The sequence below is a fragment of the Streptomyces sp. NPDC088157 genome (assembly GCF_044741545.1).
GTDB lineage: Bacteria > Actinomycetota > Actinomycetes > Streptomycetales > Streptomycetaceae > Streptomyces.
Window position 1 is genome coordinate 1 of sequence record NZ_JBIUSU010000022.1, and the last position, 23975, is coordinate 23975.

General features: G+C 71.5%; 21 protein-coding genes. 10 read left to right on the forward strand and 11 right to left on the reverse strand.

Annotation, left to right across the window (positions count from 1 at the left end; translation table 11 throughout):
- The first annotated feature begins 151 nt into the window (after positions 1 to 151).
- From ACIPFH_RS42840 to ACIPFH_RS42850, 3 genes are all read left to right on the forward strand, one after another.
- Complete coding sequence (locus ACIPFH_RS42840; RefSeq protein ID WP_401835545.1) at positions 152 to 1744, forward strand: hypothetical protein; 1593 nt, start codon at positions 152 to 154, stop codon at positions 1742 to 1744.
- A gap of 157 nt (positions 1745 to 1901) precedes the next feature.
- Complete coding sequence (gene dacB / locus ACIPFH_RS42845) at positions 1902 to 3275, forward strand: D-alanyl-D-alanine carboxypeptidase/D-alanyl-D-alanine-endopeptidase (protein WP_401835547.1); 1374 nt, start codon at positions 1902 to 1904, stop codon at positions 3273 to 3275.
- Positions 3276 to 3610: 335 nt separating this feature from the next.
- The gene (locus ACIPFH_RS42850; protein ID WP_401835550.1) at positions 3611 to 4309 is read left to right on the forward strand and encodes a LuxR C-terminal-related transcriptional regulator; all 699 of its coding nucleotides are present in this window, start codon (positions 3611 to 3613) and stop codon (positions 4307 to 4309) included.
- Positions 4310 to 4411: 102 nt separating this feature from the next.
- Here ACIPFH_RS42850 and ACIPFH_RS42855 read toward each other — a convergent pair whose 3' ends face one another.
- Positions 4412 to 5392: a hypothetical protein gene (locus ACIPFH_RS42855; protein ID WP_401835552.1), complete on the reverse strand. Its 981-nt coding sequence runs from the start codon at positions 5390 to 5392 to the stop codon at positions 4412 to 4414.
- A 269-nt stretch (positions 5393 to 5661) separates the two neighbouring features.
- Between ACIPFH_RS42855 and ACIPFH_RS42860 the strand changes: the two genes are divergently transcribed.
- Entirely contained in the window at positions 5662 to 5946 is a 285-nt protein-coding gene (locus ACIPFH_RS42860) for a zinc-ribbon domain-containing protein (RefSeq protein ID WP_401835554.1), read from the forward strand.
- A 54-nt stretch (positions 5947 to 6000) separates the two neighbouring features.
- Here ACIPFH_RS42860 and ACIPFH_RS42865 read toward each other — a convergent pair whose 3' ends face one another.
- The gene (locus ACIPFH_RS42865; RefSeq protein ID WP_401835557.1) at positions 6001 to 7095 is read right to left on the reverse strand and encodes a sugar ABC transporter substrate-binding protein; all 1095 of its coding nucleotides are present in this window, start codon (positions 7093 to 7095) and stop codon (positions 6001 to 6003) included.
- Complete coding sequence (locus ACIPFH_RS42870; protein WP_401835559.1) at positions 7092 to 9440, reverse strand: SpoIIE family protein phosphatase; 2349 nt, start codon at positions 9438 to 9440, stop codon at positions 7092 to 7094. Before ACIPFH_RS42870 ends, ACIPFH_RS42865 begins: the two co-directional genes overlap by 4 nt.
- A 121-nt stretch (positions 9441 to 9561) precedes the next feature.
- On the opposite strand from ACIPFH_RS42870, the gene ACIPFH_RS42875 reads away from it, so the two are divergent.
- The 6 genes from ACIPFH_RS42875 (at position 9562) to ACIPFH_RS42900 (ending at position 17640) form a co-directional block, all read left to right on the forward strand.
- Positions 9562 to 10650 carry a substrate-binding domain-containing protein gene (locus tag ACIPFH_RS42875; protein ID WP_401835561.1) on the forward strand — a complete coding sequence of 363 codons (1089 nt, stop codon included), beginning with the start codon at positions 9562 to 9564 and terminating at the stop codon, positions 10648 to 10650.
- 172 nt (positions 10651 to 10822) lie between these two features.
- A complete protein-coding gene (locus ACIPFH_RS42880; RefSeq protein ID WP_401835564.1) occupies positions 10823 to 11605 on the forward strand; it encodes an ATP-binding cassette domain-containing protein in 783 nt (260 codons plus the stop codon).
- Positions 11599 to 12810 (forward strand): sugar ABC transporter permease, encoded by a 1212-nt coding sequence (locus ACIPFH_RS42885; protein ID WP_401835566.1) that lies wholly within the window; start codon positions 11599 to 11601, stop codon positions 12808 to 12810. The genes ACIPFH_RS42880 and ACIPFH_RS42885 overlap by 7 nt, the downstream gene beginning before the upstream one ends.
- A 217-nt stretch (positions 12811 to 13027) precedes the next feature.
- Positions 13028 to 15280 carry a nitrate- and nitrite sensing domain-containing protein gene (locus tag ACIPFH_RS42890; protein ID WP_401835568.1) on the forward strand — a complete coding sequence of 751 codons (2253 nt, stop codon included), beginning with the start codon at positions 13028 to 13030 and terminating at the stop codon, positions 15278 to 15280.
- A 193-nt stretch (positions 15281 to 15473) separates the two neighbouring features.
- Positions 15474 to 16577 carry a nitrous oxide reductase family maturation protein NosD gene (locus ACIPFH_RS42895; RefSeq protein ID WP_401835569.1) on the forward strand — a complete coding sequence of 368 codons (1104 nt, stop codon included), beginning with the start codon at positions 15474 to 15476 and terminating at the stop codon, positions 16575 to 16577.
- 31 nt (positions 16578 to 16608) lie between these two features.
- Positions 16609 to 17640: a methyltransferase gene (locus ACIPFH_RS42900; protein WP_359130065.1), complete on the forward strand. Its 1032-nt coding sequence runs from the start codon at positions 16609 to 16611 to the stop codon at positions 17638 to 17640.
- Positions 17641 to 17743: 103 nt separating this feature from the next.
- On the opposite strand, the gene ACIPFH_RS42905 is transcribed toward ACIPFH_RS42900, so the two are convergent.
- The 8 genes from ACIPFH_RS42905 to ACIPFH_RS42940 all read right to left on the reverse strand — a co-directional run bounded on the left by ACIPFH_RS42905 (position 17744) and on the right by ACIPFH_RS42940 (position 23921).
- Positions 17744 to 18076: a TcmI family type II polyketide cyclase gene (locus tag ACIPFH_RS42905; RefSeq protein ID WP_328483327.1), complete on the reverse strand. Its 333-nt coding sequence runs from the start codon at positions 18074 to 18076 to the stop codon at positions 17744 to 17746.
- A 20-nt stretch (positions 18077 to 18096) separates the two neighbouring features.
- Positions 18097 to 18576, reverse strand: a complete 480-nt coding sequence (locus tag ACIPFH_RS42910; protein WP_401835572.1) for an SRPBCC family protein — start codon at positions 18574 to 18576, stop codon at positions 18097 to 18099.
- Between the two features lie 3 nt (positions 18577 to 18579).
- Entirely contained in the window at positions 18580 to 18834 is a 255-nt protein-coding gene (locus tag ACIPFH_RS42915) for an acyl carrier protein (RefSeq protein ID WP_054240493.1), read from the reverse strand.
- 35 nt (positions 18835 to 18869) lie between these two features.
- The gene (locus tag ACIPFH_RS42920) at positions 18870 to 20120 is read right to left on the reverse strand and encodes a beta-ketoacyl synthase N-terminal-like domain-containing protein (protein ID WP_401835575.1); all 1251 of its coding nucleotides are present in this window, start codon (positions 20118 to 20120) and stop codon (positions 18870 to 18872) included.
- Entirely contained in the window at positions 20117 to 21385 is a 1269-nt protein-coding gene (locus ACIPFH_RS42925) for a beta-ketoacyl-[acyl-carrier-protein] synthase family protein (protein WP_356259970.1), read from the reverse strand. Before ACIPFH_RS42925 ends, ACIPFH_RS42920 begins: the two co-directional genes overlap by 4 nt.
- A complete protein-coding gene (locus ACIPFH_RS42930; RefSeq protein WP_401835579.1) occupies positions 21382 to 21801 on the reverse strand; it encodes a cupin domain-containing protein in 420 nt (139 codons plus the stop codon). The genes ACIPFH_RS42925 and ACIPFH_RS42930 overlap by 4 nt, the downstream gene beginning before the upstream one ends.
- 94 nt (positions 21802 to 21895) lie before the next feature.
- A complete protein-coding gene (locus tag ACIPFH_RS42935; RefSeq protein ID WP_356259964.1) occupies positions 21896 to 23050 on the reverse strand; it encodes a SchA/CurD-like domain-containing protein in 1155 nt (384 codons plus the stop codon).
- A 136-nt stretch (positions 23051 to 23186) separates the two neighbouring features.
- Positions 23187 to 23921 carry a class F sortase gene (locus ACIPFH_RS42940; RefSeq protein ID WP_401835578.1) on the reverse strand — a complete coding sequence of 245 codons (735 nt, stop codon included), beginning with the start codon at positions 23919 to 23921 and terminating at the stop codon, positions 23187 to 23189.
- Positions 23922 to 23975: the final 54 nt, after the last annotated feature.

A 23975-nucleotide genomic window follows, 5' to 3' on the forward strand; every position in this document is an offset into this window, starting at 1 on the left:
CGCCTTTCCGCCCACCCGGTGCGCTGCCGGGCCGAGCCCCTCCTGTCACAGAACGACTGCAGAGACCACTTCACCCCTGTCCGCCCGTCCCCAGCGCCCGTACACTGACAAATTGTAGATGTGCGGGCGCAGTTGACCGGGGGGAGCCGCCATGTCGGGGGACCAGTACGGCAGATACAACGACACCGACCACAACACCTTCTACTACGTCCCGCCCATGCCACCGGCTCCACCGGCTCCCCCGCCGGGCCCTGCCGACGGCGCACGGGCCGTCGCGGTGGCCGTGCTCAACCTCAGTGGTCTGGGTCTGGGTTACGCACTGGTGCGCCGCTGGGTCCTCATGGCGCTGTGCTGGACCGCCACCGCCGTCCTGCTGCTGGTGGCGCTGCCGGCCGACCCGGACGGTGTGCCGGGCCTCGCCCTCGTCCTGTACTGCGTGTTCCTCGCCGCGGTGGCGGCGCACGGTGCGCGCGTGGGCCTGCGCACCCCGCTTGCGGGACTCCGGCGTGCGCCGCTCGCGCTCGGCCTCGGACTGCTCCTGCTCGTCGTGCCGGCCGGGGGCGTCGTGCTGTACGACAACGCGCGGGACGAAGCGACCCAGCAGATGCTGCTCGACCGGCTCGACGAGGCCGACCGGCTGGTGCAGGCCGCCGGTGACCAGCCGTTCAACTCGGCCCAGGCCGACTACCGCAAGGCCCTGACGGCCTACGCGGACCTCAGCTCCGACCACCCCGGCTCCCGGGCGGCCGAGCGGGTGCCCGCACGGATGAAGACCTTCTACACGACGGTCGGAGCCACCTATGCGCAGGGCGAGTACTGCCAGGCGGTGGAGCCGCTGAAGTATCTGCGCACGGTTCCGAAGAGCCTGCCCGGGACGGACCTCGGAGCGCTGAAGACCTGGCCCGACGACCGCCTGGCCACCTCGCTGTACGAGTGCGCCTCGACGGCGCTCACGGCCGGCGAGGCCACCTGGGCGTCGCAGTACGGGGAGCTGCTGTCCACCTTCCCCGAGTCGGAGCAGGCCGCGAAGGTCGAACCGGCCGTGGCCGCCGCCGTCGTCCGCACGGAGAAGGAGCTGGGCGGGGCCGATCCCTGCTCGGCGGTCCAGCGGCTGAGCACGCTCGGCTCACAGATCGACGGTCTGGACGCCGGGCAGGCCGACGCCGGCGCAGCTCTCGACAAGGACGCCCGACGGGCCACCGGCAGCGCCGACACCGGCGCGTACACCTGCGGCGTGGACCAGTACCGCGACGGCGACTTCGAGTCGGCGCAGACGACCATGACCGATTACGCCTCCGCCCACAAGACCGCCAAGAACGCGGCCCTGGCGAAGAAGATCGCGATAGCGGCGGAGGTCGCCCAGACCGTGCCGGCCGCGGGCAAGAAGCTGCCGACGAACCGCACCGGCGGCAGCATCTCGGTCACCGTGCAGAACGACAGCCCCGACGAGGTCACGGTCCTCTACACGGGTCCGGTCACCGGCAGCTTCACCCTCAAGGGGTGCGGCAGCTGCAAGGCGTACTCCTTCAGCAGCACCCTCAACCCGTCTTTCGAACCGTGCAGCGCCAGCGGCAAGAACTATCCGCAGCGCACCATCAGCCTGCCGGTCGGCACCACGTACTTCCTGCACAAGCCCAAGGGCGACAGCACGGACACTCCCGCCTCGGACACGGCCAAGCTCGAGTCGGGCTACATCTACACGGAGTGCGCCTACACGACGAGCCTGGGGTCGTCGGGGCTCTGAATTCGGTGTGAGTCCGGTGTGAATGCGCGGGGAATTCCGCCTTGTTGAACGGTCGTCAGTTACCGACTTCGTTACCTGTGGGTCGGATGTGACGGGTGATAAGGTGCGCCGGAATTCTCTCGCGCAGCGCCCCCACACGAAAGCCTTGAGATACTCCATGAACGACATAACGGCGGAACCTCCCGTGCACTCCTTTGTCCCGGGCGGCCGACGCCGTCACCGCAGGGCCAAGCAGAGCGGTACCGGCGTCCGGCGGGCCCTCGTGCTCGCTCTGGCCCTCCCCGTCACGTCGGCGGCCCTGGCCGGGCCGTCGGCGTTCGCCGCCGAAAAGGGCATCGGCACGACGGCCAAGGACACGCCGGCGGGCCGGACTCTCGACACGGACGACCAGCAGATGGTCACCAACCTCGAGGCCCGTGTCCTCGACCAGAGACTGGGTTCCACGGTCAGCGGCGTGGTCCTCGACTCCGAGTCGGACGCCACTCTGTGGGACCACAACGGCGCGACCGCGCTGATGCCGGCGTCCAACACCAAGCTCGCCACGGCCACCGCCGCTCTGACCGTCCTCGGCCCGAACCACAGGTTCACCACGCGGGTCGTGTACGGCAACGGCACCCTGACCGTGATCGGGGGCGGCGACCGCACCCTGACCAGCGCCGACCTCGCCGAACTGGCGAGCACCGCGGTCGCCGGGCTCAAGTCGGCGGGGCTGACGTCGGTGAAGGTCGCCGTGGACGACAGCCTCTTCGGCGAACCGACCCTGGCCAACGGCTGGAACTCCGGCTACTACCCCGACTCCGTGGCCCCGGTGCGCGCACTGGTCGTCGACGGGCACGGCGTCCAGGACACCTCGATCGACGCCGGCCAGGTCTTCGCCCAGCGGCTCACCGCGGCCGGGGTCACCGTCGACGGCGCCGTGACCCGGGCCAAGGCGAGCCCGGGCGACGTGCCGGTGGGCCGGCACCAGTCGGCACCGCTGTCGGACATCGTCCACAAGATGATCAAGGTCAGCGACAACAACATCGCCGAGACCCTGCTGCGGATGACCGCGCTCGGCGCGGGCCGGCCGGCCACCTTCGAGGGCGGTACGGAAGTCGTGCGCCAGGTGCTGAGCGTTCGGTACGGCGTATCCCTGGACAACTTCGAGATCCACGACGGCAGCGGCCTTTCGCGGGCCAACCGCATTCCGGCCGCCACGCTCGCGGAAATTCTCGAACTGCTGACGGAATCCCGTTACTCCGCCACCCTGCGCTCCATTCTCGACGGGCTGCCCGTCTCCGGCGAGGCCGGCAGCACTCTCGGCCCGGAGTGGGGCCGCTTCGACGACGTGAACTCCAAGTGCGCGGTCGGCAAGGTGCACGCGAAGACCGGCACCCTCACCGGGGCCATCGCCCTGAGCGGTCTCACGCAGGGCAAGGACGGCAAGTGGAAGGTGTTCTCCTTCATCGAGAACAACTCCACGGCCAACCCGAACGACATCAAGGACGCCATGGACGGCCTCGCGGCGACCGTGAACGGCTGCTGGGCCTAAGGGCTGTCCCGTAGCGAGCACGCGCAACGCGGAGGGGAGGGCCGGCCTCGGAGGATTCCGGCCCTCCCGTTCGACCCGCTCGCCTCGGCCCGCTCGCTTCGACCCTCCCGCTTCGGCCCGCTCGCCTCGGCCCTCCCGCTTCGGCCCGCCCGCTTCGGCCCGCTCGCCTCGGTTCTCTCGCATCCCGGCTGCAGGTTCGGCCTCGCAGATGTGACCCAAGCAACAAGAAAACGCTGCCGTTTCGATGACTCGGAGGGCTACGCTGACCAGCAAGTGAACGAAACAGTTTCGTTCATGAGAGGCGTACGCCCCCACTCGCATGGAGAACGATCGCCATGGCCTCCGTACTCATCGTCAACGACCAGTCCCTCCAACGCGTCGGTCTGCGCATGCTCCTGGCCGCCGAGCCCGATCTGACCGTCGTGGGCGACACGGCGAGCGGGGCCGAAGCGGTCCGTATGAGCGCCACGCTCCGTCCCGACGTCGTCCTGATGGGCAGCCACCGCCCCGGGACGGACGACATCGAGACCATCCGCCGCATCGCGCACCCGTCACGGCTCACGGCGCTTCCGGGCCCCGCCGGGTCGGGCGGGCAGCCGCCGCGGATCCTGGTTCTGACCTCGACCGATCACGAGGGATACGCCTACGCCGCCCTGCGGGCGGGCGCCGGCGGATTCCTCCTCAAGGACGCCACGTCCCACGAACTGACCGCGGCCATCCGCGTCGTGGCCGCCGGAGACGCCGTCATCACCCCCGAACTGACCCGCGCGCTCATCGAGACCGTCCGCCACGAGCGCGCCCCGCGCCCCGGCGAGCGGGCGATCGGACTCGCCACCTTCACCGAGCGCGAACGCGACGTCCTCGTCGCCGTCGCCTCAGGCTGGTCCAACGCGGAGATCGCCGCACGGCTGTCCATCGCCCCGACCACCGTCAAATCCCACGTCAGCCACATCCTCGCCAAGATCGGCGCCCGCGCCCGCGTCCAGGCGGTCGCCTTCGCCTACGAGTACGGCCTGGTGCACCCGGCGGCCTGACCCGATCCGGCCCAGGCGCCCCTCCCCCTCTCCCGTGCCGCACCGCGCGACCCCGTACCCGCAAGGACGGGTACGGGGTCGCGCGGTGCGGCAGCCGGTCGGCTAGTCGCGGGCGCGTTGGTGCACGCGGGCCAGCAGCAGGTTCGGGTCCTGCTGGGTGAAGTACGCCGCGCTGGGGATGTAGGCGGTCCGGCCGCGTACGGCCACGGAGGTCGGGTTGGACAGCCCGTCCTGCCGGTCGAGGACGACCCGGTGGGTGCCGTCCGGGCGGACCAGGGCGACCTCGCTGCCGCCGGTCAGGGCGGCGAGCGCCGTGTCCCGGTGCCGCTCGACGAACCCGAAGTCGTCGATCGCGAAGAGGCCGGTCGCCCGGGTCTCGATCGCTGCGGCGCGGCCGCCCTCGCGCACCCGGATCCGCAGCAACGTTCCTGCGTTGCTGTTGGACACCCACACGGCGTCGCGGTGGAGCCGGAGGCCGTTGACTCCGACGCGGGCCGCGGGCGGTGCGTTGCGCGGCTCGAGCGCGGCTCCCGTGGCCCACGCGGTGGGCGTGCCGCCGGAGCGCGGGACGCGCCAGACGGTACCCAGCACCGAGTCGGCGGCGTAGAGCACGCCTCGGCGTTCGTCGAGGGCGAGGCCGTTGGGGAACCCGTTCGGCGGCAACTGGGCGATCTGCCGGGGCTTGCCGCCGCCGGCGGGAATGCGCCAGATGCCGGTCGCGCTGGTGCCGGTGGCGTAGTTGACGAAGAGGGTGCCGTTCTGCGCGCGGGCGATGCCGAGGACGACGGCCGCGCCGACCACCGGTGTGTGCGGCTTCGCCACCGCGGGCAGCGTCGCGAGGAGCCGCGTCCGGCCCTGCCGGGTGACGTTGACGACCTTCCGGGCGCTGGAGAAGGTCAGGTCGGCGGATCCGTCGGGCTCCAGCGCGATGTTCTCCGGTGACTCGGCCTTGGCGAGGTCGAAGTGGGCGACGACGCGCGGATCGGAGACGGTCGGCTCGGCTCCCGTGGCGGGGGCCGTGGCGAGCAGGCCGAGGGCGAGGGCGACGGCGGTGATACCCGCCGGACGGGGGACTCGGGGCATGGCACCCTTTCTTGCAGGAAGGTCGGAAACGCCGTTGTGCGGCGGCCAGACGACCATGGCGGTGGGCAGGCCCCGGCCGCGGCAGTCGTGGCCGGGGGATCGCCCGCGTGGCCCAGGGCATGGACCCGCCTGCCGCTCACCCGGGTGACTCGGCGATGGACCAGACTGTGCGGTGCGGACGGACGGCCCGGCCGGACACTCGCCCGGACAGCCACCCATTGCGGACGGACAGCCAGCCAGACCGGCACTCACTCAGAAAGAAGCACAGCGTGATCATCTTCGGCACCAAGGGATACCTCTACCAGCTGGCGATACTGACGCTCGTGTGCGGCCGCTGCGGCAACCCCGCCGCGCACACGCTGCGCAAGCGGGTCACGAAGTTCACGCTGTTCTTCGTGCCGCTGTTCCCGGTCTCGACGAAGTACGCGACGCAGTGCACGTTCTGCGGCGCGGAACAGAAGCTGACCAAGGAGCAGGCGGAGCAGCTGTCGGCGCAGGGCGGCGTCGGCGGCCGGCCGTACGGGCAGCCGCAGCAGCAGCCGTACCAGCGCTGACGGCTCGCCGGCTCGCACCCTGACGCCCTCGTACGGCTCGTACGGCTCGTACGCTCACCGGCCGGGTCCGCCGGTGAGGTCGGCCCGGTCGCAGGCGGCCCGCAGCTCGGGCGGGCAGATCTGGCCGGTGGTGTACAAGCCGCCCTTGACCAGGGTCCGCCCGATGTCCCGGGCCGTCACCGCGCTCGGCTGGAGCAGGACCGACGGGATGCGTTTGTCGGTGGGGCTGTCGGTGGTCGTCGTGGCGCTGTCCCGGGGGTCCTCGCCACGCCCGACGGCGACCGCCATGGCGGCGACCGCGGCCGCTTCCTTCTCGAACGGCTTGTACACCGTCATGTACTGCTCCCCCTTGACGATGCGCCGCACGGCGTCGAGGTCCGCGTCCTGGCCCGTGACGGGAGGGAATTCGGTGACGCCGGCGCTCTTGAGCGCGGCGATGGCGCCGGCGGCGATGTTGTCGTTGGCCGCGAGGACTCCGTCGATCCGGTCCGGGCCGAGGGCCGCGATCGCCGCGGACATGTTGGTGTGGGCGTTCTGCGTGCTCCAGTCCAGGGTGTTGTAGGACCGGGCGATCCGCACCTGGCCGGCGAGCTCGGACATCGCGCCCTTCCGGTACGACGCCGCGTTCGGGCTGGTCGGGTCGCCGTTCATCATGACCACGTTCCCCTTCCCGGCGTGCCGTCCCATGGCCTTCAGGAGCGCCCTGCCCTGGAGCCTGCCGACCTGGAGGCCGTCGAAACCGACGTAGCCGGTGATCGGGCCCTCGGCGAGGCGGTCGTAGGCGATCACCGGGACACCCGCCCGGCGCGCCTCCTGGATGGAGGAGCGCACCGCCCGGGTGTCGGCGGCGTCGAGGATGAGGACCTTGGCCCCCTTGGTGACCATGGAGATCATCTGCTGACGCTGTCTGGTGACGTCGTTCTCCGCGTTGGCGTACTCCACCCGGCAGCCGGGACACAGCTTCCTCACCTTCGCCTCGATCAGCGGCCGGTCCGCGTGTTCCCAGCGCGGGACCGCGCGGCTCGGCAGCAGCAGGCCGACGGTGAAGCCCTCGCCGGCCGCCTCGTCGTCTCCGCCGCAGGAGGCCAGGGGCGTCGTCAGGAGGGCCGCGGCGAGCACCGCGACGGCAGCCCTGCGACGCGTCCTCACGGCGCTCCCTCCGGCACGGCGATCTCGCTCCAGACCTGTTTGCCGCCGGCCACCGGGACCGAGCCGAACGACTCCGACATCGCCTCGACCAACAGCAGACCCCGGCCGCCGGTCGCCTCCCAGTCGACGATCACCGGTTTGGCGGGCGCGCGCGGCGAGGAGTCGCTGACACAGACCCGCACCCGTTCCCCGCGCAGGATCAGGTCGAGACGGACCGGCCCCTGGGTGTGCACCAGGGCGTTGGTCACGAGTTCGGAGACGACCAGCAGGACGGCGTCGGCCGCCTCCTGGACCATCCAGCGGCGCAGGGTGCGCGCGGTGAAGCGGCGGGCGTGCATGACGGCGTCGGGCAGCCGCCACACCATCCAGCCGGCCCGGATCGGCCGGGTCTTCATGCCGTCGTAGCGCAGCAGCAGCAGCGCGACGTCGTCCTCCCGGCGGCCGGCGTCGCCGAGGAGTTCGTCGGCCATCTTCCCCGGGTCGGCGGGGTCGGCCGCGGCGAGCGCGGCGCGCGTGCGGCGCATGCCCTCGTCCAGGGGCAGGTCGGAGGCCTCGACCAGACCGTCGGTGACCAGGGCGAGGACCGTGCCGGGGGCCAGTTCGACGGCCGTCATGGGGAAGTCCGCCTCGGCCAGGATGCCGAGCGGGGGGCCGCCCGTCACCTCGACCTCCTCGGTGGCGCCGTCGGGAAGACGCAGCAGGGGTGCGAGGTGGCCGGCCCGGACGAAGAGGATGTTGCCCTCCTCCAGGTCGAGTTCGGCGTAGCAGCAGGTGGCGAACAGGTCGGTCTCCATGCCGACGAGGAGCCGGTTGGCGTGCGAGACGACCACGTCGGGCGGGTGGCCCTCGGTGGCGTAGGCACGGACCGCCGTACGCATCTGGCCCATGATCGTCGCGGCGCCCGCGCTGTGCCCCTGGACGTCCCCGATGACCAGGGCCACCCGGTCCTCGGAGAGGGCGATGACGTCGTACCAGTCGCCGCCCACCTGCAGCCCGCGCCGGGCGGGCAGATAGCGGGCGACGGCGGTCCCGCCGGGCAGTTCGGGCAGCCGCCGGGGCAGCAGGCTGCGCTGGAGCATCGTCGCGAGTTCCTGCTCGGCGTCGTGGGCGTGGGCGCGCTTGAGGGCCTGGCCGACCAGGGCGGCGGTGGCGGTGAGCAGGGACCGTTCCTCGGGCACGAACTCGTGCGGCCGGTCCCAGCCGACCAGGCACACCCCGGCCACCTGGCCCTTGGCGGGGAGCGGCAGGACGGCCAGTCCCCCGGTGCCGATGCCGGCCAGACCGGCCTCCAGAGGGGTGCCGGCGGGCCAGAGGTCCATCCGGCCGTCCCGCAGGGCCGCCTGGAGGGTGGGCAGGGCGCGCAGCGGTGCGTCGGGCCATTCCGTGCGCCACTCGGTACGCCACACCTGCGGCCAGGCGCTGGGCTGGGGCGGGTCGAGGACGGTGACCATCACCCGGTCGTCCTGGACCGCGGCGACGGCCACGTGGTCGGCGGCCAGTGGCTCGCGCAGGGCGGCGACGACCACCCGGCCGACGTCGCGGACCGTCGCGGCGTCGTCGAGGGCGGCCGTCAGCCACTGGATCCTGGAGACGTCGTCGCCGCCGCGGCGCAGTACCGGGGTGGCCGTCACCACGCCCAGGACCTGTTGCGGTCCGTCGTCGATGTCCGCCTCGGCGCGGCAGCTCAGGCTCAGCCAGCGCATCTCACCGCCGGGGCCGCGGACCCGGAACTCCAGGTCCCGTCGGTCGAAGAGGTCGGTGGACACCTCGAGGACCGACATCAGGGCGTGCATGTCCTCCGGGAGGGCGTGGGCGAGCAGGGTGTCGACCTTGCCGTCGAAGTCGTCGGGGGTGATGCCGACCAGTTCGAGCAGGGTGTCGTCGGCCTCGATCAGGCCGGTGTCCGGCGAGAGGACGAAGAAGCCGACGCGCAGACTCCGCAGGGCGGGAGCCAGCAGCGGTGTCGGTCCCGGCGGGTCCGCGCCCGGCGGGAGGAGCGCGGTGACGGCGTCGGCGTACCGCTCCCAGAAGCGGCGCTGCTCGATCTCGAAGCCTTCCGCCGAGGCGCCCAGGACGAGGAGGCAGCCCAGCCGGCTGCCCTGGCTGCCGAGGGGCAGTGCGCCCAGCGGGGCCCCGGAGGTCAGCCACAGGGGGCGGTCGGTACGGAAGGCGCGCGCCGCGGGTGAGTCACCGGACAGGGGGAAACGCTCCGGCGGTACCGATCCGGAAGAGCCGCTTCCGGACGTGTCCACCAACCGGAGTTCCTGTGTGCCGGCCCCGGGCGCGTAGACCGCTGCCAGTGTCGCTCCGGCGAAGGTCAGGGCCCGATCGAGGCATGTCCGCACCGTACCTCCCGTCCTGCCGCAGGTGCCGACAGGTTGAGATCGGGGCACCTACGCACCAGAATCGCATATACGGCTCAACCGAACATATCCACCTTATTGTCGTCTACGGCAGGTATCACACATGAAGGCCCGCATACGGGACATGTCCGCCGCGGCGACCGCGATCTCCACCGCGGTCGTCCTGGCGGCCTGCGGGGCGAGCACCGGCGACGACCCCGGCGAACAGAGCCGGCCGAGCATCGGTCTGCTGCTGCCGGACGCCACCACGGCCCGCTGGGAGGCCCAGGACAGGCCCCTGCTGGAGAAGAAGATCGGCGAGCTGTGCGCCGGCTGCGTGATCGAGCACGCCAACGCCAAGGGCGATGTGGCCCTCCAGCAGGAGCAGATGGACTCGATGATCACCAAAGGCGTCGACGCCATCGTTCTCGTGGCCGTGGACGCCCGCTCGCTCGCCCCCACGGTCACCAAGGCCGACGAGGCGGACATCCCCGTCATCGCCTACGACCGTCTCGCCGAGGGCCCCATCTCGGGCTACGTCTCCTTCGACGGCGTGGAGGTCGGCCGGCTGCAGGCCCGGGCGCTGCTGAAGGCGATGGGCGACAAGGTGCCCGGGGCCCAGATCGTCATGATGAACGGTGATCCCAGCGACCCGAACACGAAGAAGTTCGAGGAGGGCGCGCGGTCCGTGCTCGGCGGACAGGTGAAGATCGGCAAGGCCTACGGCACCCCCCAGTGGCGTACGGAGACCGCGCACATGAACATGTCCGGGGCCATCGCGGCCCTCGGCGTCGACTCCATCGACGGGGTCTACGCGGCCAACGACGGCCTCGCCGCCGGGAGCATCTCCGCTCTCAAGGCCAACAAGGTGGACCCGCTGCCCCCGGTCACCGGGCAGGACGCCGAGCTCTCGGCCCTGCGGCGCATCCTCGGCGGCGAGCAGTACATGACCGTCGCCAAGCCGTTCGGGCCCGAGGCCGCCGCCGGCGGCGCCATGGCCGTGGCCGCGGCCCGCGGGCAGAGCCTGGACCAGGTGGCCACGGATCAGGTGCCGACGCGCGGCGGGGACGCGGTCGCCGCCGTCCTGCTCACCCCGGTGTCGGTGACCGCCGACAACATCGGGGACACGGTGGTCAAGGACGGCCTGCACACCGTCCGGCAGATCTGCACTCCCGAGCTCCGGGCCGCCTGCGCCCGGGCCGGACTCACCTGACCGGACGACCTGACCCGACCGGCCTGACCCGACCGGCCTGACCCGACTGGCCCGACTGGCCCTGCCCCGCGTCGACCGGACGCCGCACCGCCTGCACACCGCCCCGACCTGACGCAGCATGGACCTTGCAGCATGGACTTCGCAGCATGGGCCCGCCGCCCTCGGGAAGGAGATGGTTTCCGTGCCGGATCCGCCCTTGCTGGCGTTGCGCGGCGTGTGCAAGCGCTTCGGCGTCGTCGAGGTCCTCACGGACATCGAGCTGGAGATCCACTCCGGGCAGGTCGTCGCCCTGCTCGGGGACAACGGCGCCGGCAAGTCCACCCTGGTGAAGGTGATCTCCGGGGTCACCCCCGCCGAGAAGGGCGTCATCGAGTGGCAGGGCCGTCCGGTCCCGATCAGACGCCCGCACGACGCCAGAGACCTCGGTATCGCCACCGTCTATCAGGACCTCGCGCTGTGCGGGAACCTCGACGTCGTCGGGAACCTGTTCCTCGGCCGGGAGATCCGCAGGTTCGGGTTCCTCGACGAGATGGAGATGGAGCGTCGCACCAGACAGCTGCTGGAACGGCTGACCAGGGGTCTGCCCGATCTGCGCGGCCCGGTCGTCTCGCTCTCCAGCGGTCAGCGGCAGACCGTCGCCATCGCCCGCTCACTGCTCGGCGAGCCGCGCGTCCTCCTGCTGGACGAACCGACGGCCGCGCTGGGATTCGAGCAGACCACCGAGATCCTGGACCTCATCGACCAGCTGCGGGACCGCGGTCTGGGCGTCCTGCTCATCAGCCACAACATGGGCGACGTGAAGGCTCTCGCGGACCGCGCCGCGGTGCTGCGCCTGGGCCGCAACAACGGCTTCTTCGACGTGAACACCGCGTCCCAGGAGCAGATCATCTCGTCCATCACCGGCGCCACGGAGAACGCGCCCCGCCGGCCCGCCGCACGGGAGGCGGGATGGTGACCGGCACGCGGGCCGTCACCGGTGCCGTGCGCAGCGGGGTGACGGCCGTCCGGCGCAAGCTGAGCGCCGGTGAGCTCGGCTCGCTGCCCGTCGTCCTCGTCCTGGCCGTCGTCTGGATCACCTTCCAGTCCCTCAACCAGAACTTCCTCTCGCCCCGCAACCTGTCCAATCTCAGCGTGGACATCGTGGGCACGGGGCTGATCGCGGTCGGCATCGTCTTCGTGCTGCTGCTCGGTGAGCTGGACCTGTCCGTCGGCTCGATCAGCGGCCTCGCCGCGGCCGTCTTCGCCGTGCTGAACGTGAACCACGGGGCGCCGGAGTGGCTCGCGCTCGTCGTCGCGGTGCTGGCGGGCACCGTGGCGGGAACCGTCCAGGGCTACTCCATCGCCAGGACCCGGGTGCCGGCCTTCGTGATCACCCTCGCCGGGCTGCTCACCTGGAACGGCCTCATGCTGTCCGTCCTCGGGGACAGCGGCACCGTCAACCTCGACGAGAACGGGCTGGTCGCCAAGCTGACCAGCTACTACTTCACCGACGACGCCGTCGCCTACGGCCTGGCGGCGCTCGCCGCGGGCGCGGTCTTCCTCGTCGCCGACCGCGACCGGCGGCGGCGCATGGCCATCGGTATGCCGCACCGTTCGCTGCGCGGCATCGTGGTGCGCGCCGGGGCACTCGCGGTGGTCGCGTTCGGCATCGCCTATCTGCTCAACCGGTTCCAGGGCCTGCCGCTCGCCCTGCTGATCTTCCTGGTGGTGGTGGCCGGCCTCGACATCGTGCTCCGCCGCACGCACTACGGACGCCAGGTCTACGCGCTCGGCGGCAGCATCGAGGCGGCCCGCCGCGCCAGCCTCAGCGTGACCTGGGTGCAGACCGCGGTGCTCGCGGCCTCGGGCACGATGGCCGCCGTCGGAGGCCTGTTCCTGGCCTCGCGCATCACCTCCGTGAGCCAGAGTTCGGGATCGGGTGTGCTGCTCGTCAACGCCATCGCGGCGGCCGTGATCGGCGGCACCAGTCTGTTCGGCGGGCGCGGCACGACCTGGTCGGCCGTGCTCGGCATGCTCGTCATCCAGTCGATCGCCTCGGGCATGGCCATCACGGACACTCCCCCGGCCGTGCAGTTCGTCATCACGGGCGGGGTGCTCTTCGCCGCGGTGATCATCGACTCGCTGTCACGACGCTCCCAGGAGGCGCACGGACGGGCCTGATCCGCCGTGAAGACGTCTGGACGGGCCCGGTGCGGGGAAGTGACCGAAATCGCTTACGTGAAAGTTGCACCAGTTTTGAACGCTGTGGCACCGGCGCGTCGTAGTGAGGAGTACCGGCGCGTCACGCGCGAGGCGCTCCACAGGCGATAGGTCGACAGTGCCGAACAACTCCACCGCGGCTGAGGGACGAAGAAAGCCCTTCACGCGCAACTGGCCGGTGGCCAGACGGCTCCGGGCCGTGCTGCTGATCCCCGTGCTCGTCGCCCTGGTGCTCGGGGGCGTACGGGTGAAACGTTCGGTCGACACCTGGCAGGACGCCGACGACGCGGTCCGGGTGGCCGAACTGGTGCAGGCGGCGAACAAGTACGCGAGCGACGCGATCAACGAGCGCGATCTGTCGGTCATCCCCCTGGTGACGGACGCGAAGGCCTCCGCCACGGTCGCCCAGGCCCGCAATATCACCGACGCGGACGCGCGGGTGTTCGACGCGGCCGTCGCCCGGATGCCGAGGACCAGCGGCCTCCTTCGGCGCGTCCAACTGGTCCGCGCCGGTGAGGCGCAGTTGGCGTCCGTACGGGCCAACGCGTTCACCTCCCGGATGACGGGAGTACGGACGGAGGAGAGCTATCACACCGTCCAGCACCCCTTGATGGAGCTCTCGAACGAGCTCGGCTTCGGCAGCAGCAACCAGGCGAGCTTCGGCCGGACCCTCTACGCCGTGTCCCTGACGCAGGCGGCCGAGTCCCTGATCCGGTCCATCGGCACGCATCTGCTGGTGGAGGACCGCGACGGGCTCGCCGAGGGTGAGCTGGCCTCCCAGCTCGCCTCGTTCCGCTCGTACGCCTACCTGGAGAACGTGGGGCTCCAGGAGTACGCGGGGGCCGGCACCACCGAGGACATGACCCGGCTGCAGCAGGCGCTGGCCGCCGCCGAGGAGCGGGGCCGACAGCAGACCGCGGCGGCCGCCGCGCAGGCCGAGGCGGCGGGCCGGACGTTCGTCGCCCCGCCCGGCATCGACGAGATGATCGGCGAGATCGCCAGCGGGAAACCGGCCGGGGAGCTGGCCGCGCGGGGCATCACGCCCGAGTCGTTCTTCGCCGCCTCCACCCTCGGCTTCGACGCCTACCGCGGCATCCAGGTGAACCTCACCGACGCCGCGCTCACGAGCGCCCACGACATCGCCGACGACGCGCGCCGGGACGCCGTCACCAACGCGGCGCTCGTGCTGGCCTCGGTGCTCGTGGCCTTCCTGCTGGCCTCCTGGGTGGCCCGCACGATGAGCACCGGTATGCGCCGGCTGAGCGCCGCCGCCATCGAGATCGCCGGCCGGCGGCTGCCCGCTCTCGTCGACCAGATGTCCAAGCCCGGCTCCGGAGAAGTGGACACCCGGGTCGTCCCGATCCCGATCGACACCACCGAGGAGATCGGCGAGGTCGCCCGCGCCTTCGACCTCGTCCACCGCGAGGCCGTCCGGCTCGCCGCCGAGCAGGCGCTGCTGCGGGGCAACATCAACGCGATCTTCACCAACCTCTCGCACCGCGGCCAGTCCCTCATCGAACGGCAACTGGCTCTCATCACCAGCCTGGAGGACAACGAGACCGACCCGGAGCAACTGGAGAACCTCTTCAGACTGGACCACCTCGCCACCCGGGTCCGCCGCAACGGCGAGAACCTCCTGGTGCTCGGCGGCGAGAAGCCCGCCCAGCAGTGGGACCAGCCACTGCCCCTGGTGGACGTCGTCCGCGCGGCCTCCTCGGAGGTGGAGCAGTACGAGCGCATCCGGGTGTCCGGCATGCCGGAGACCCGGATCAGCGGCCCGGTCGTGCCCGACCTCGTGCATCTGCTCGCCGAACTGCTGGAGAACGCCACCGTGTTCTCCTCCCCGCTCTCGGACGTGCGGGTGACCGCCGCCCGGCTCCCCGACGGCCAGATCATGATCGAGATCCACGACGAGGGCATCGGCCTGGAGGCGGACGACTTCGCGACGATCAACCACAAGCTGGCCGACCCGCCGACCGTCGACGTCGACATCGCCCAGCACATGGGGCTGTTCGTGGTCGGCAGACTCGCCGAACGGCACGGCATCCGCGTCCAGTTGCGCCCGTCCGGCGAGGAGTCCGGTACGACGTCCCTCGTCATGCTGCCCGACTCGGTCACCCAGCTCCCGTCGAACGCCCTGCCCGACTCCGACACCCTGGCCCTGGCCCTGCTCAAGACCGCCCCGGAGCCCCGGTACGCGGCCACCTCGGCGTCTTTGGGCGGCCAGGCCTACGGTGACGCCTTCTCGGACTACGAGGCGTGGCAGGACGAGCCGGCCGGGACGCGTCCCGCCGACGATCCGTCGGCCTCGTCAGCCCCAGCGACTTCGTCAGCCCCATCGGCCTCGGCAGCCCCACCGACCGCCGGCGGCCGCCCGCGACGGCTCTCCCGGCGCGCGCCGCGGCGCGACCGCCGCCCCTCTGCCGACTGACACCACGGCGGCGGGCAGCGCGCCGCCCGGGGCGCACGGTGCGGCCGCCGGACGTGGCGGCCGCATGCCCTGATGGGTGCGTGACGTGATGGGTGCGTGACGTGATGGGTGCGTGACGTGCGGGTGGTCGGGGACACGCCGCCGGATGGCCTATCTCGCTATTTTCGGACCATCAGGTCATAACGTCCACAATATGAACAAATGCCATATCGCATATCTGGCGTGCACTGCGGCGCTGCTCGGGACGGGACTCGGCGCCGCTCCGCCGGTCGCCCACCACGCGGTCCATGTGGTCCACCCGGGGGAATCGATCCAGAGGGCGGTGGACGCCGCCAAGCCCGGCGACAGAGTACAGCTGACGGCCGGCACCTTCCGCGAGAGCGTCGACGTGCGCACGCCCGGACTCACCCTGCGCGGCATGGGCCGCCGCACGGTCCTGCGGCCCGCCGCGGGCGCGAGCACCGGCAGCACCGCCCCGACCACCGGTTCGAGCGCCGCGCGGACCGCGAACAGCTGTGCCGCGAGCGGCAACGGCATCTGCGTCGTGGGCACGAAGGACCACAACGTCGACGGCGTGACCATCGCCTCCCTCACGGTGACCGGCTTCACCAAGACCGGGGTCTACGCCACGCAGGCCGACGGCCTGACCGTGCGCAGGGTCACCGCGGTGAAGAACGGGGTGTGGGGCATCGCCACGGAGCAGTCGGTCCACGGCCTGTTCCGCGACAACACCGCCCGGGACAACGGCGACGCGGGCCTCTTCCTCGCCAACACGGTGAAGGAGGAACGGGGCGCCACGGACACCGAGGGAACGGTGGTCGAGCACAACCGGCTGGAGGGCAACCGGATCGGCGTCACCGTCCGCCGGCTGCGCAACCTGACCGTCGCGGACAACCTCCTCACGGGCAACTGCGCCGCGGTGTTCGTCGTCGGCGACGAGAACAAGCCGAAGGCCGGCTTCGTGACCGTGCGCGAGAACCGCATCGAGCGCAACAACAAGTCCTGCCCGAAGACGGCCCGACTGGACGCCCTGCAGGGCTCCGGCATCGTTCTGACCGGCGCCGAGGACAGCCTGGTCACCCGGAACGTGATCAAGGACAACGTCGGCAAGTCCCCGCTGTCGGGCGGCATCGTCCTGTTCAAGAGCTTCGTGGGCACGACCAGCGACCGGAACCGGATCAGCGACAACCTGCTGCGGGGCAACTCCCCGGCGGACCTGGTCAACACGGACACCGGCAAGGGCAACACCTTCGCAGGCAACTCCTGCCGGTCGTCGAAGCCCGCCGGCCTGTGCTGAATTCCACGAATTCCCAGAAGGAAGGCGACACATGACGACGACCGCTCGGTCAGCCCCACCGCCGTCCATGCGGCTGCGGGAACTCGCGTTCGGGGCGGCCTGCGCCGCCGCCCTCCGCGCGGCCGCCCGGCTGGGCGTCGCCGACGCCCTCGGTGACAGCCCCATGGCCGTGGAGGACATCGCGGCCGCGGTGAAGAGCGAACCCCGCCCGCTGCGACGGCTGATGCGGGCCCTGTCCTGCTACGGCGTCTTCGCCGAGCGGCCGGACGGGACGTTCGCCCACACCGACGTCTCCCGGCTGCTGCGCGAGGACGACCCCAACAGCCTGCGCGCCATCTCGCTGTGGTGCACCGAGCCGTGGACCTGGGACGCCTGGCCGCTGCTCGACGAGGCGGTGCGCACCGGCAACAACGTGGTGGAGGGCCTGTACGGCAAGGAGTTCTTCCCCTACCTCAACGAGGACGCCCCGGAGTCGGCCGACGTCTTCAACCGCGCCATGACGACCTCCAGCGTGCAGTCGGCGCGGGACGTCGCCGAGTTCCTCGACCTGACGGGGAGCGCGTCGGTCGCCGACATCGGCGGCGGCCAGGGGCACGTGGTGGCGAGCCTGCTGGACAAGTACCCGGCGATGCACGGGACGCTGCTCGACCTTCCCCGGGTGGTGGAGAACGCGGTGCCGCGGCTGCGCGCGGGCGGCGACCTCGCGGACCGTGCGCGTGTGGTGCCCGGCGACGTCCGGACGGCCGTCCCGGTGAAGGCCGACGTCTACGTCATCAAGAACATCCTGGAGTGGGACGACGAGAGCACCGCCCGCACGCTGCGCAACGTCCGTCAGGCGGGCGGCCCCGGGACCCGGGTCGTGGTCATCGAGAACCTCGTCGACGACTCGCCCTCGATGCGTTTCAGCACCGCGATGGACCTGCTGCTGCTCCTCAACGTCGGCGGGGCCAAGCACACCACTCAGAGCATGGTGGACCGGCTGACCGAGGCGGGCCTGGTCATCGACGACATCAGTCCGGTCAACCCGTATCTGCACGCGTTCGACTGCCACGTGCCCGGCTGATCCGAGCGCGTCCCCGTATCCCGAAGTCCCTCGCCTCCCACGGACCACCGGTCGCCGGGCCCGCAGCGTCGCGGGCCCGGCGACCGGTGACGGCCGGCGGTGGTCAGCCGGCCGGCTCGCGCTCCCAGAGGTAGAAGCGCTGCGCCATGGCGTCCTTCGGGGAACGCCAGGTCTCGGGGTCGTACGCGCTGACGTACGCGGCCAGCCGCTCGCTGACGTCCCGGAACTCGGGGTGCCCGGTGATCCTGGCGATGGCGGGTCCGGGGTCGCGCTCGGACTCGATCAGATGCATGTACACGTCGCCGAACTGGAACAGGCTGCGCCGGGTGACACCGACGAGCTGCGGCAGCTCTCCCCGGTCGGACTCCTCGAACACCTTGGCGATGTCCGGTGCCGATCCCGGGGCCATCCGGGCGACGATCAGGGCTTGGTGCATGGGGCTGGTCTCCGTCCGGCTCAGTCGGTCAGACCGGGGGTGGCGCCGCGCTCGGCGGCGGTCTTCTCGATGCGGTCCCGGATCAGGGCGAGCTGGACCTTGGAGTTCCGGTTGATGTTGTCGGTCATCCACTCGTCGTCGACGGGCGCGTCCGGCTTCATCGCGAAGTCCTGCGTCCAGACCATCCGCGTGCCGGCCGCCACCTCCTCGTACCGCCAGAGGATGTCCATGTGGGCGAAGGGTCCCGTCTCGACCCGGCGGGCCTTGACGGTCAGCCTGTCGCGGTCCGGCTCGCGCTCCGAGACCCAGCTCCACACGGTGCCGTTCTCGTCCGGGTGCATGGTCAGCCGGAAGGTCGTCCTGCGCCCTTCCCGGGAGATGATCTCGACCGAGGCGTACTCGCTGAACAGCCGCGGCCAGTTCTCCAGGTCGTTGGTCACCTCCCAGACCAGGTCCAGCGGCGCCGCGATGGTGATCTCGTTCTGCGTGTGTCCGGTCATCTCTCACGCTCCTGTCAGGAGGGCACTGTTGACGAGGTCGAGGAACTGCCGGGGCGACTTGGAGCGTTCGGCGTCGGGCGGCATCGGCGTGCCGTAACGGTTCTCCAGCTCGCCCACGATGCCCAGCAGTCCCAGGGAGTCGACGCCCAGGCGGTCGAAGCCCGTGTCGTCGCGGCGGAGTTCCTCCGGGGCGACGGTGACGCCGGCGGACTTCTTCATGAGTTCGGCCAGCTCTTCCACAGTGATGCGGTCGGTCATGCCATTCCCTTCCTCTACTGCTCCGCGGCGCCTCGTTACGAGGCGTCGGTGGCGCCGTGCCGCAGCACCAGCGCCGAGTTCGACCCCATGAGTCCCCGGCTCAGGACCAGTGCCGTGCGTACCTCGGCGGTACGGGCCCGGCCGGTGACGAGATCGAGGTCGTGGCAGATGTCGAAGACGTTGGGGGTGGGTGGGATCACGCCGTGCTCCATCGCGAGCACCGCCGCCGCGACGTCCATCAGCGGCGCCGCGCAGTATGCCCGGCCGATCCCGGTCTTCGGCGCCGTGACGGGCACGCGGGTGCCATGGGCCCCGAGGGCGTCGGCGATCGCCAGCGCCTCGGCGCGGTCCGCCTCCGGTACGCCGAGGGCGTCCGCGAAGACCACGTCGATCTCCTCGGGGGCGCAGTCGGCCTCCGCCAGGGCTCCCCGGACGGCCTGGGCCAGCCCCTCCCGGGACTCCTCCCAGCGGGAGGCTCCGGTGAAGGTCGCCGCGTGTCCGGCCAGGTGGGCCCGCACCCGCGCGCCCCGTGCCCGGGCCGCGGCCTCCGCCTCCACCACGAGCATGGCGCCGCCCTCGGCGGGCACGAACCCGCAGGCCGCGGACGTGAACGGGCGGTAGGCGCGGGTCGGGTCGTCGACCGTGCTGAGTTCCTGGTAGCCGAGCTGGCAGACCACCGAGTAGGGGGCGATCGGCGCCTCGGTCGCGCCGGCCACGATCACATCGGTGCCGCGGCGCACCGCCCGCGCCGCGTGGGCGAGGGCGTCCAGGCCGCCGGCCTCGTCGGCGGCGACGACCGAGCAGGGCCCCTTGAAGCCGCGGCGGATGGAGATCTGACCGGTGCTGGCGGCGTAGAACCAGGCGATGGACTGGTACGGGCCGACGAAGCGGCTGCCCTTGCTCCACAGCTGCTGGAGCTCGCGCTGTCCGAACTCGCCGCCGCCGGAACCCGCCGCGGTGACCACGCCCACGGAGAACGGCGCGCTGTCGGTCTCGGGCCGGTGCAGCTGGGCGTCGTCCAGCGCGAGGTCGGCCGCGGCCATCGCGAAGTGCGTGAACCGGTCCGTCTGGACCAGGAAGCGCTCCTCGATCGCGGCCGCCGGGTCGAAGTCGCGTACCTGGCCCGCCACCCGCAGCGGCAGATGCTCACAGCCCTCGCGGGTGACCCGGTCCAGGACGCTGATGCCCTCCCTGGTGGACTTCCAGAAGGTCTCGGTACTGGCTCCGTTGGGCGCGACCACGCCGATTCCCGTGACAGCCGCGCGCCGAGGACGGGGTTCGCTCATCGTGTCTTCTCCCTCGGCCGGTTCATGACCACCGCGGACTGGAAGCCGCCGAACCCGCTGCCCACCGAGAGCACGCTGGAGAGCTTGCGCTCGCGGGCCACGCGCGGGACGTAGTCCAGGTCGCACTCGGGGTCGGGGGTCTCGTAGTTCGCGGTCGGCGGTACCACCTGGTTGGCCAGGGCCAGCACACAGGCGACGAGTTCGATCGCTCCGATCGCGCCGAGCGAGTGGCCCACCATCGACTTGATGGAGCTCATCGGGGTGTCGTAGGCGTGCGGGCCGAGGACCCGTTTCACCGCGGCGGTCTCATGGCGGTCGTTCTGCTTGGTGCCCGAGCCGTGCGCGTTGACGTAGTCGATCGCGGTGGCGTCGAGCCGGGCGTGGTCGAGGGCGTCCTCGATGGCCCGGGCCATCTCCAGGCCCTCGCTGGTCAGGCCGGTCATGTGGTAGGCGTTGCCGAACGTGGCGTACCCGCCGAGTTCGCAGTACACGTGCGCCCCACGGGCCCGGGCGTGCTCGAGCTCCTCCAGGACGAGTACGGCGCCGCCCTCGCCCATGACGAACCCGTCGCGGTCGGCGTCGAAGGGACGCGAGGCGTGGGCCGGGTCGTCGTTGTTCGGGGAGGTGGCCTTGATCGCGTCGAAGCACGCCATGGTGATCGGGGAGATCGGCGAGTCCGAGGCGCCGGCTATGCATATGTCGGCCCGGCCCTCCTCCACGGTGTGGAAGGCGTACCCGACCGCGTCGAGTCCGGAGGTGCAGCCCGTGGAGACGGTCTGCACCGGGCCGCGCGCCCCGAACCGCTCCGCCACCGTCGAGGCGAGCGAGCTGGGCGTGAACGCGCGGTGCAGGTCCGGGGCGGCCTCGCGGTGGTCGACGTCCCAGCGCTGCCCTCGGTGGCTGACCAGGACGTAGTCCTTCTCCAGCCGGGTGGTGCCGCCGACCGCGGTGCCCAGGGAGACGCCGACCCGCCAGGGGTTCTCGGCGGCGAGGTCGAGACCGGCGTCCCGTACCGCTTCGTCGCCCGCGACCAGGGCGAACTGGATGTAGCGGTCGCACCGTTCGACGTCCCGTGCGTCCAGCCCGTGGGCCGCCGGGTCGAAGTCGCACTCGGCGGCGATCCGCGAACGCAGACCGGCCGGGTCGAAGAACGTGATGGCCCGCGTCGCCGTGCGTCCGGCCGCCAGGAGGGCCCAGAAGGCCGGTACGCCTATGCCGCCCGGGGCGACGATGCCTATGCCGGTGACCGCCACTCGTCTCGTCATGACCGGACCTGACGTCGCCCGGCCGCCTCGGCCCCGGCCACCGCGGGCTCGGCGTCGGTGCCCTCGGTGTCGACGTGGCCCAGCGGCGGGCTCGGGGCCAGCGGGCCGAGGTGGAAGACCATCCGGGCCTCCACCTTGCCGACGTTGCGGAAGCGGTGGCGCACGTTGAGGGGGATCAGCAGCCCCTGCTCGGGCTGGAGCGGGTGGGGCTCACCGTCCAGGTCCACCTCCAGCTGCCCGCACACGACGTACACGAACTCCTCGGAGTACGGGTGGTAGTGCTCACCGATGCGGTCGCCGGGCTGGATGAGGGCCAGGCCCATGAAACCGCTGGTGGCGCCCACCGTGGCCGGAGTGAGCATGGCGCGCAGGTCGCCGCCTCGCCGGGTGTTGGGCTCGACCTCGCTGAGATCCACGATTCTGTGACGGGAAGTGATCACGACGTTCCTCCGATGATGTACTGCACCGGCGTGGGAGGGGCGGGCACCGCCCCTCCCACCCGATGACGAATCAGGCGTCGGGCGACCGACGGTCGGTGACGAGATCCATGCGCGCCAGTTCGAGGAAGCGCGCGAGACGGCCGTCCTTCGAGGCGGACGCGCCGGCGGCGTCGTCCTGAAGCGTCGTCAGCTCGGCCACCTGTCCGGGGTCGGACAGACCGAGGGCCAGCACCGGGTCGGCGGCCTCGAGTCCGCCGCGCACGTCGATCAGCCGTACGACGACGTCGTCGCGCTGGAAGATCGTGCTGCGCAGAACCGGGCTGCTCGGGTCGTCCGCCGCCGCCTCGTCCTGCCGGGCGAGGAGCTCGGCGAGCTTCATGCCGCGGTCCGGCCGGGCCGGGTAGTACAGGGCGTACCGCTCGGCCTGCGGGTTCTGCCGCTCCTCCGCCGTCACGTGGTGGACGGCCGGCAGCGCGGCCCGGGTGAAGAAGACCCGGGCGGACTCGGGATCGTTGAGGTCCCGGTCCTGCTCCAGATGGGGGTTGATGGCCTCCTCGACGGCCCGCACCTCGGGCTGCCGGGAGACGTGGCGCAGCGCGGAGAGCAGGTCGCCCCGCACCTCGATGGCCCGCACCACCCGGTTGCCGTGCATGAACAGCGAGGTGCGGCAGAGCCGCGTGGTGTCGTCGACCTGCGGCTCGGGTGAGGCGTAGTCGGCGAGGATCTTGGCGACGATCTCCTCGCTGCCCGGCTTGACGGTGAAGGTGAGCGCGTGCCGGATCACCCCGTCGCCGATCCTGGGCGACGTCTGGAGCCGGCGCTTGGCCTGGTCGGCGCTCGCCGCCGGACCGCCGGTCTCGCGGACGACGTGGAAGCGCAGCGAGCGGGTGTCGCGCACGCAGCTGTGCAGCGGCTCCACCATCGCCACGTGCTCCTCGCTGTTGACCCAGGCGAGGAACGGCGGGGCACTCTCCCATTCGCTGGTGATGAGCCACTGGGAGGGGTTCTCGATCGACTGGCACAGCTGGTCGCTGACGTGTCCGGGGACGGACGCGACCTGGTTGCAGAGCTGCTCGTACGCCTCGAGGAACTGCTGCTGGGCCCCGTCGTAGACGTCGACCAGAAGGACGACTCGGAGCCGGGAACCGTCGAACACGGACTGGGAGACACGTTGCGACGCCTGTCGCGCCCGCGAACCTGCAACACGTTCGGACGTGGTGGTCATCCTGCGCACATCTCCTTCGCGGAGGGGAAAGTGAACGTCGGCCGCGGTGATGCGACGTCAGCGTTCCTCGATCCTGTGCCCGTCCCCGCGAGTGCGCGACTCGGATGAACTACGTGGGTGACCGGGCGGCCGGCCGTCAGACGAGATGAGCGAAGACGACCAGGTTGTCCGTGTAGTCCTTGACCCGCCGGTCGTAGTTCCCCGCACAGGTGATCAGCCGCACCTGGGCCTCACGGGTGTCGCTGTAGACCCGCTCGCTGGGAAAGTCGGCCTTGTCGAAGGTCTCCACGCTGTCGACCCGGAAGGACGCCCTTCTGCCGTCGGCCCGCAGGACCTGGAAGCCGTCGCCCTTCGCCAGCTCGCTGAGCCCCGCGAAGACGGCGGGGGACGTCTTGGTGTCGACGTGCCCGGCGATGATCGAGGTGCCCGTCTCCCCGGGGGAGGCTCCCTTGGCGTGCCAGCCGACGAGGTTGACGTCGTTCGCGGGGGGCGGCTCCAGCCGGCCGTCGGGGCCGATGGCGAGGTCGGTGAAGGGGGCGTCGACCGAGATCTTCGGAATGATCAGCCGAACCGGCCTCGAACGCGGCAGGTGCTTGCCCATCGCGCCCCGGCCGTCCGGCTCCCCGGCGGCCGGGGAGGACGTCGACGAGGGCGCGGGAACCGACCCGGCGGCGGGCGGGGCGTGCGGCGGACTGGAGGCGCCGGACGACGTGTTGTTGCCGCCGAACAGGTTGAGCGCCAGGAGCACCGCGGCCGCGGCGCAGATCATCATCAGGCCGGCGCGGGAGTTTCCCTCTTCGGTGGGCGTCGGCTGGTCGCCGGGGGGTTTGTCGGGGTCGGAGGGAGAAGGGGCGGAAGAAGGAACTGCCATCGGAGACCACCTCACTCGGGCGCGGCAGCGGAGCGGACAGAGCACGGGGAGCGA

Excerpts from the sequence above, each read along its gene's own strand:
- ACIPFH_RS42840 (WP_401835545.1), top strand. The coding sequence starts at position 152 with ATGTCGGGGGACCAGTACGGCAGATACAACGACACCGACCACAACACC.
- dacB (WP_401835547.1), top strand. The coding sequence starts at position 1,902 with ATGAACGACATAACGGCGGAACCTCCCGTGCACTCCTTTGTCCCGGGC.
- ACIPFH_RS42850 (WP_401835550.1), top strand. The coding sequence starts at position 3,611 with ATGGCCTCCGTACTCATCGTCAACGACCAGTCCCTCCAACGCGTCGGT.
- ACIPFH_RS42855 (WP_401835552.1), bottom strand. The coding sequence starts at position 5,392 with ATGCCCCGAGTCCCCCGTCCGGCGGGTATCACCGCCGTCGCCCTCGCC.
- ACIPFH_RS42875 (WP_401835561.1), top strand. The coding sequence starts at position 9,562 with ATGAAGGCCCGCATACGGGACATGTCCGCCGCGGCGACCGCGATCTCC.
- ACIPFH_RS42880 (WP_401835564.1), top strand. The coding sequence starts at position 10,823 with ATGGTTTCCGTGCCGGATCCGCCCTTGCTGGCGTTGCGCGGCGTGTGC.
- ACIPFH_RS42885 (WP_401835566.1), top strand. The coding sequence starts at position 11,599 with ATGGTGACCGGCACGCGGGCCGTCACCGGTGCCGTGCGCAGCGGGGTG.
- ACIPFH_RS42895 (WP_401835569.1), top strand. The coding sequence starts at position 15,474 with ATGAACAAATGCCATATCGCATATCTGGCGTGCACTGCGGCGCTGCTC.
- ACIPFH_RS42900 (WP_359130065.1), top strand. The coding sequence starts at position 16,609 with ATGACGACGACCGCTCGGTCAGCCCCACCGCCGTCCATGCGGCTGCGG.
- ACIPFH_RS42905 (WP_328483327.1), bottom strand. The coding sequence starts at position 18,076 with ATGCACCAAGCCCTGATCGTCGCCCGGATGGCCCCGGGATCGGCACCG.
- ACIPFH_RS42910 (WP_401835572.1), bottom strand. The coding sequence starts at position 18,576 with ATGACCGGACACACGCAGAACGAGATCACCATCGCGGCGCCGCTGGAC.
- ACIPFH_RS42915 (WP_054240493.1), bottom strand. The coding sequence starts at position 18,834 with ATGACCGACCGCATCACTGTGGAAGAGCTGGCCGAACTCATGAAGAAG.
- ACIPFH_RS42920 (WP_401835575.1), bottom strand. The coding sequence starts at position 20,120 with ATGAGCGAACCCCGTCCTCGGCGCGCGGCTGTCACGGGAATCGGCGTG.
- ACIPFH_RS42925 (WP_356259970.1), bottom strand. The coding sequence starts at position 21,385 with ATGACGAGACGAGTGGCGGTCACCGGCATAGGCATCGTCGCCCCGGGC.
- ACIPFH_RS42935 (WP_356259964.1), bottom strand. The coding sequence starts at position 23,050 with ATGACCACCACGTCCGAACGTGTTGCAGGTTCGCGGGCGCGACAGGCG.
- ACIPFH_RS42940 (WP_401835578.1), bottom strand. The coding sequence starts at position 23,921 with ATGGCAGTTCCTTCTTCCGCCCCTTCTCCCTCCGACCCCGACAAACCC.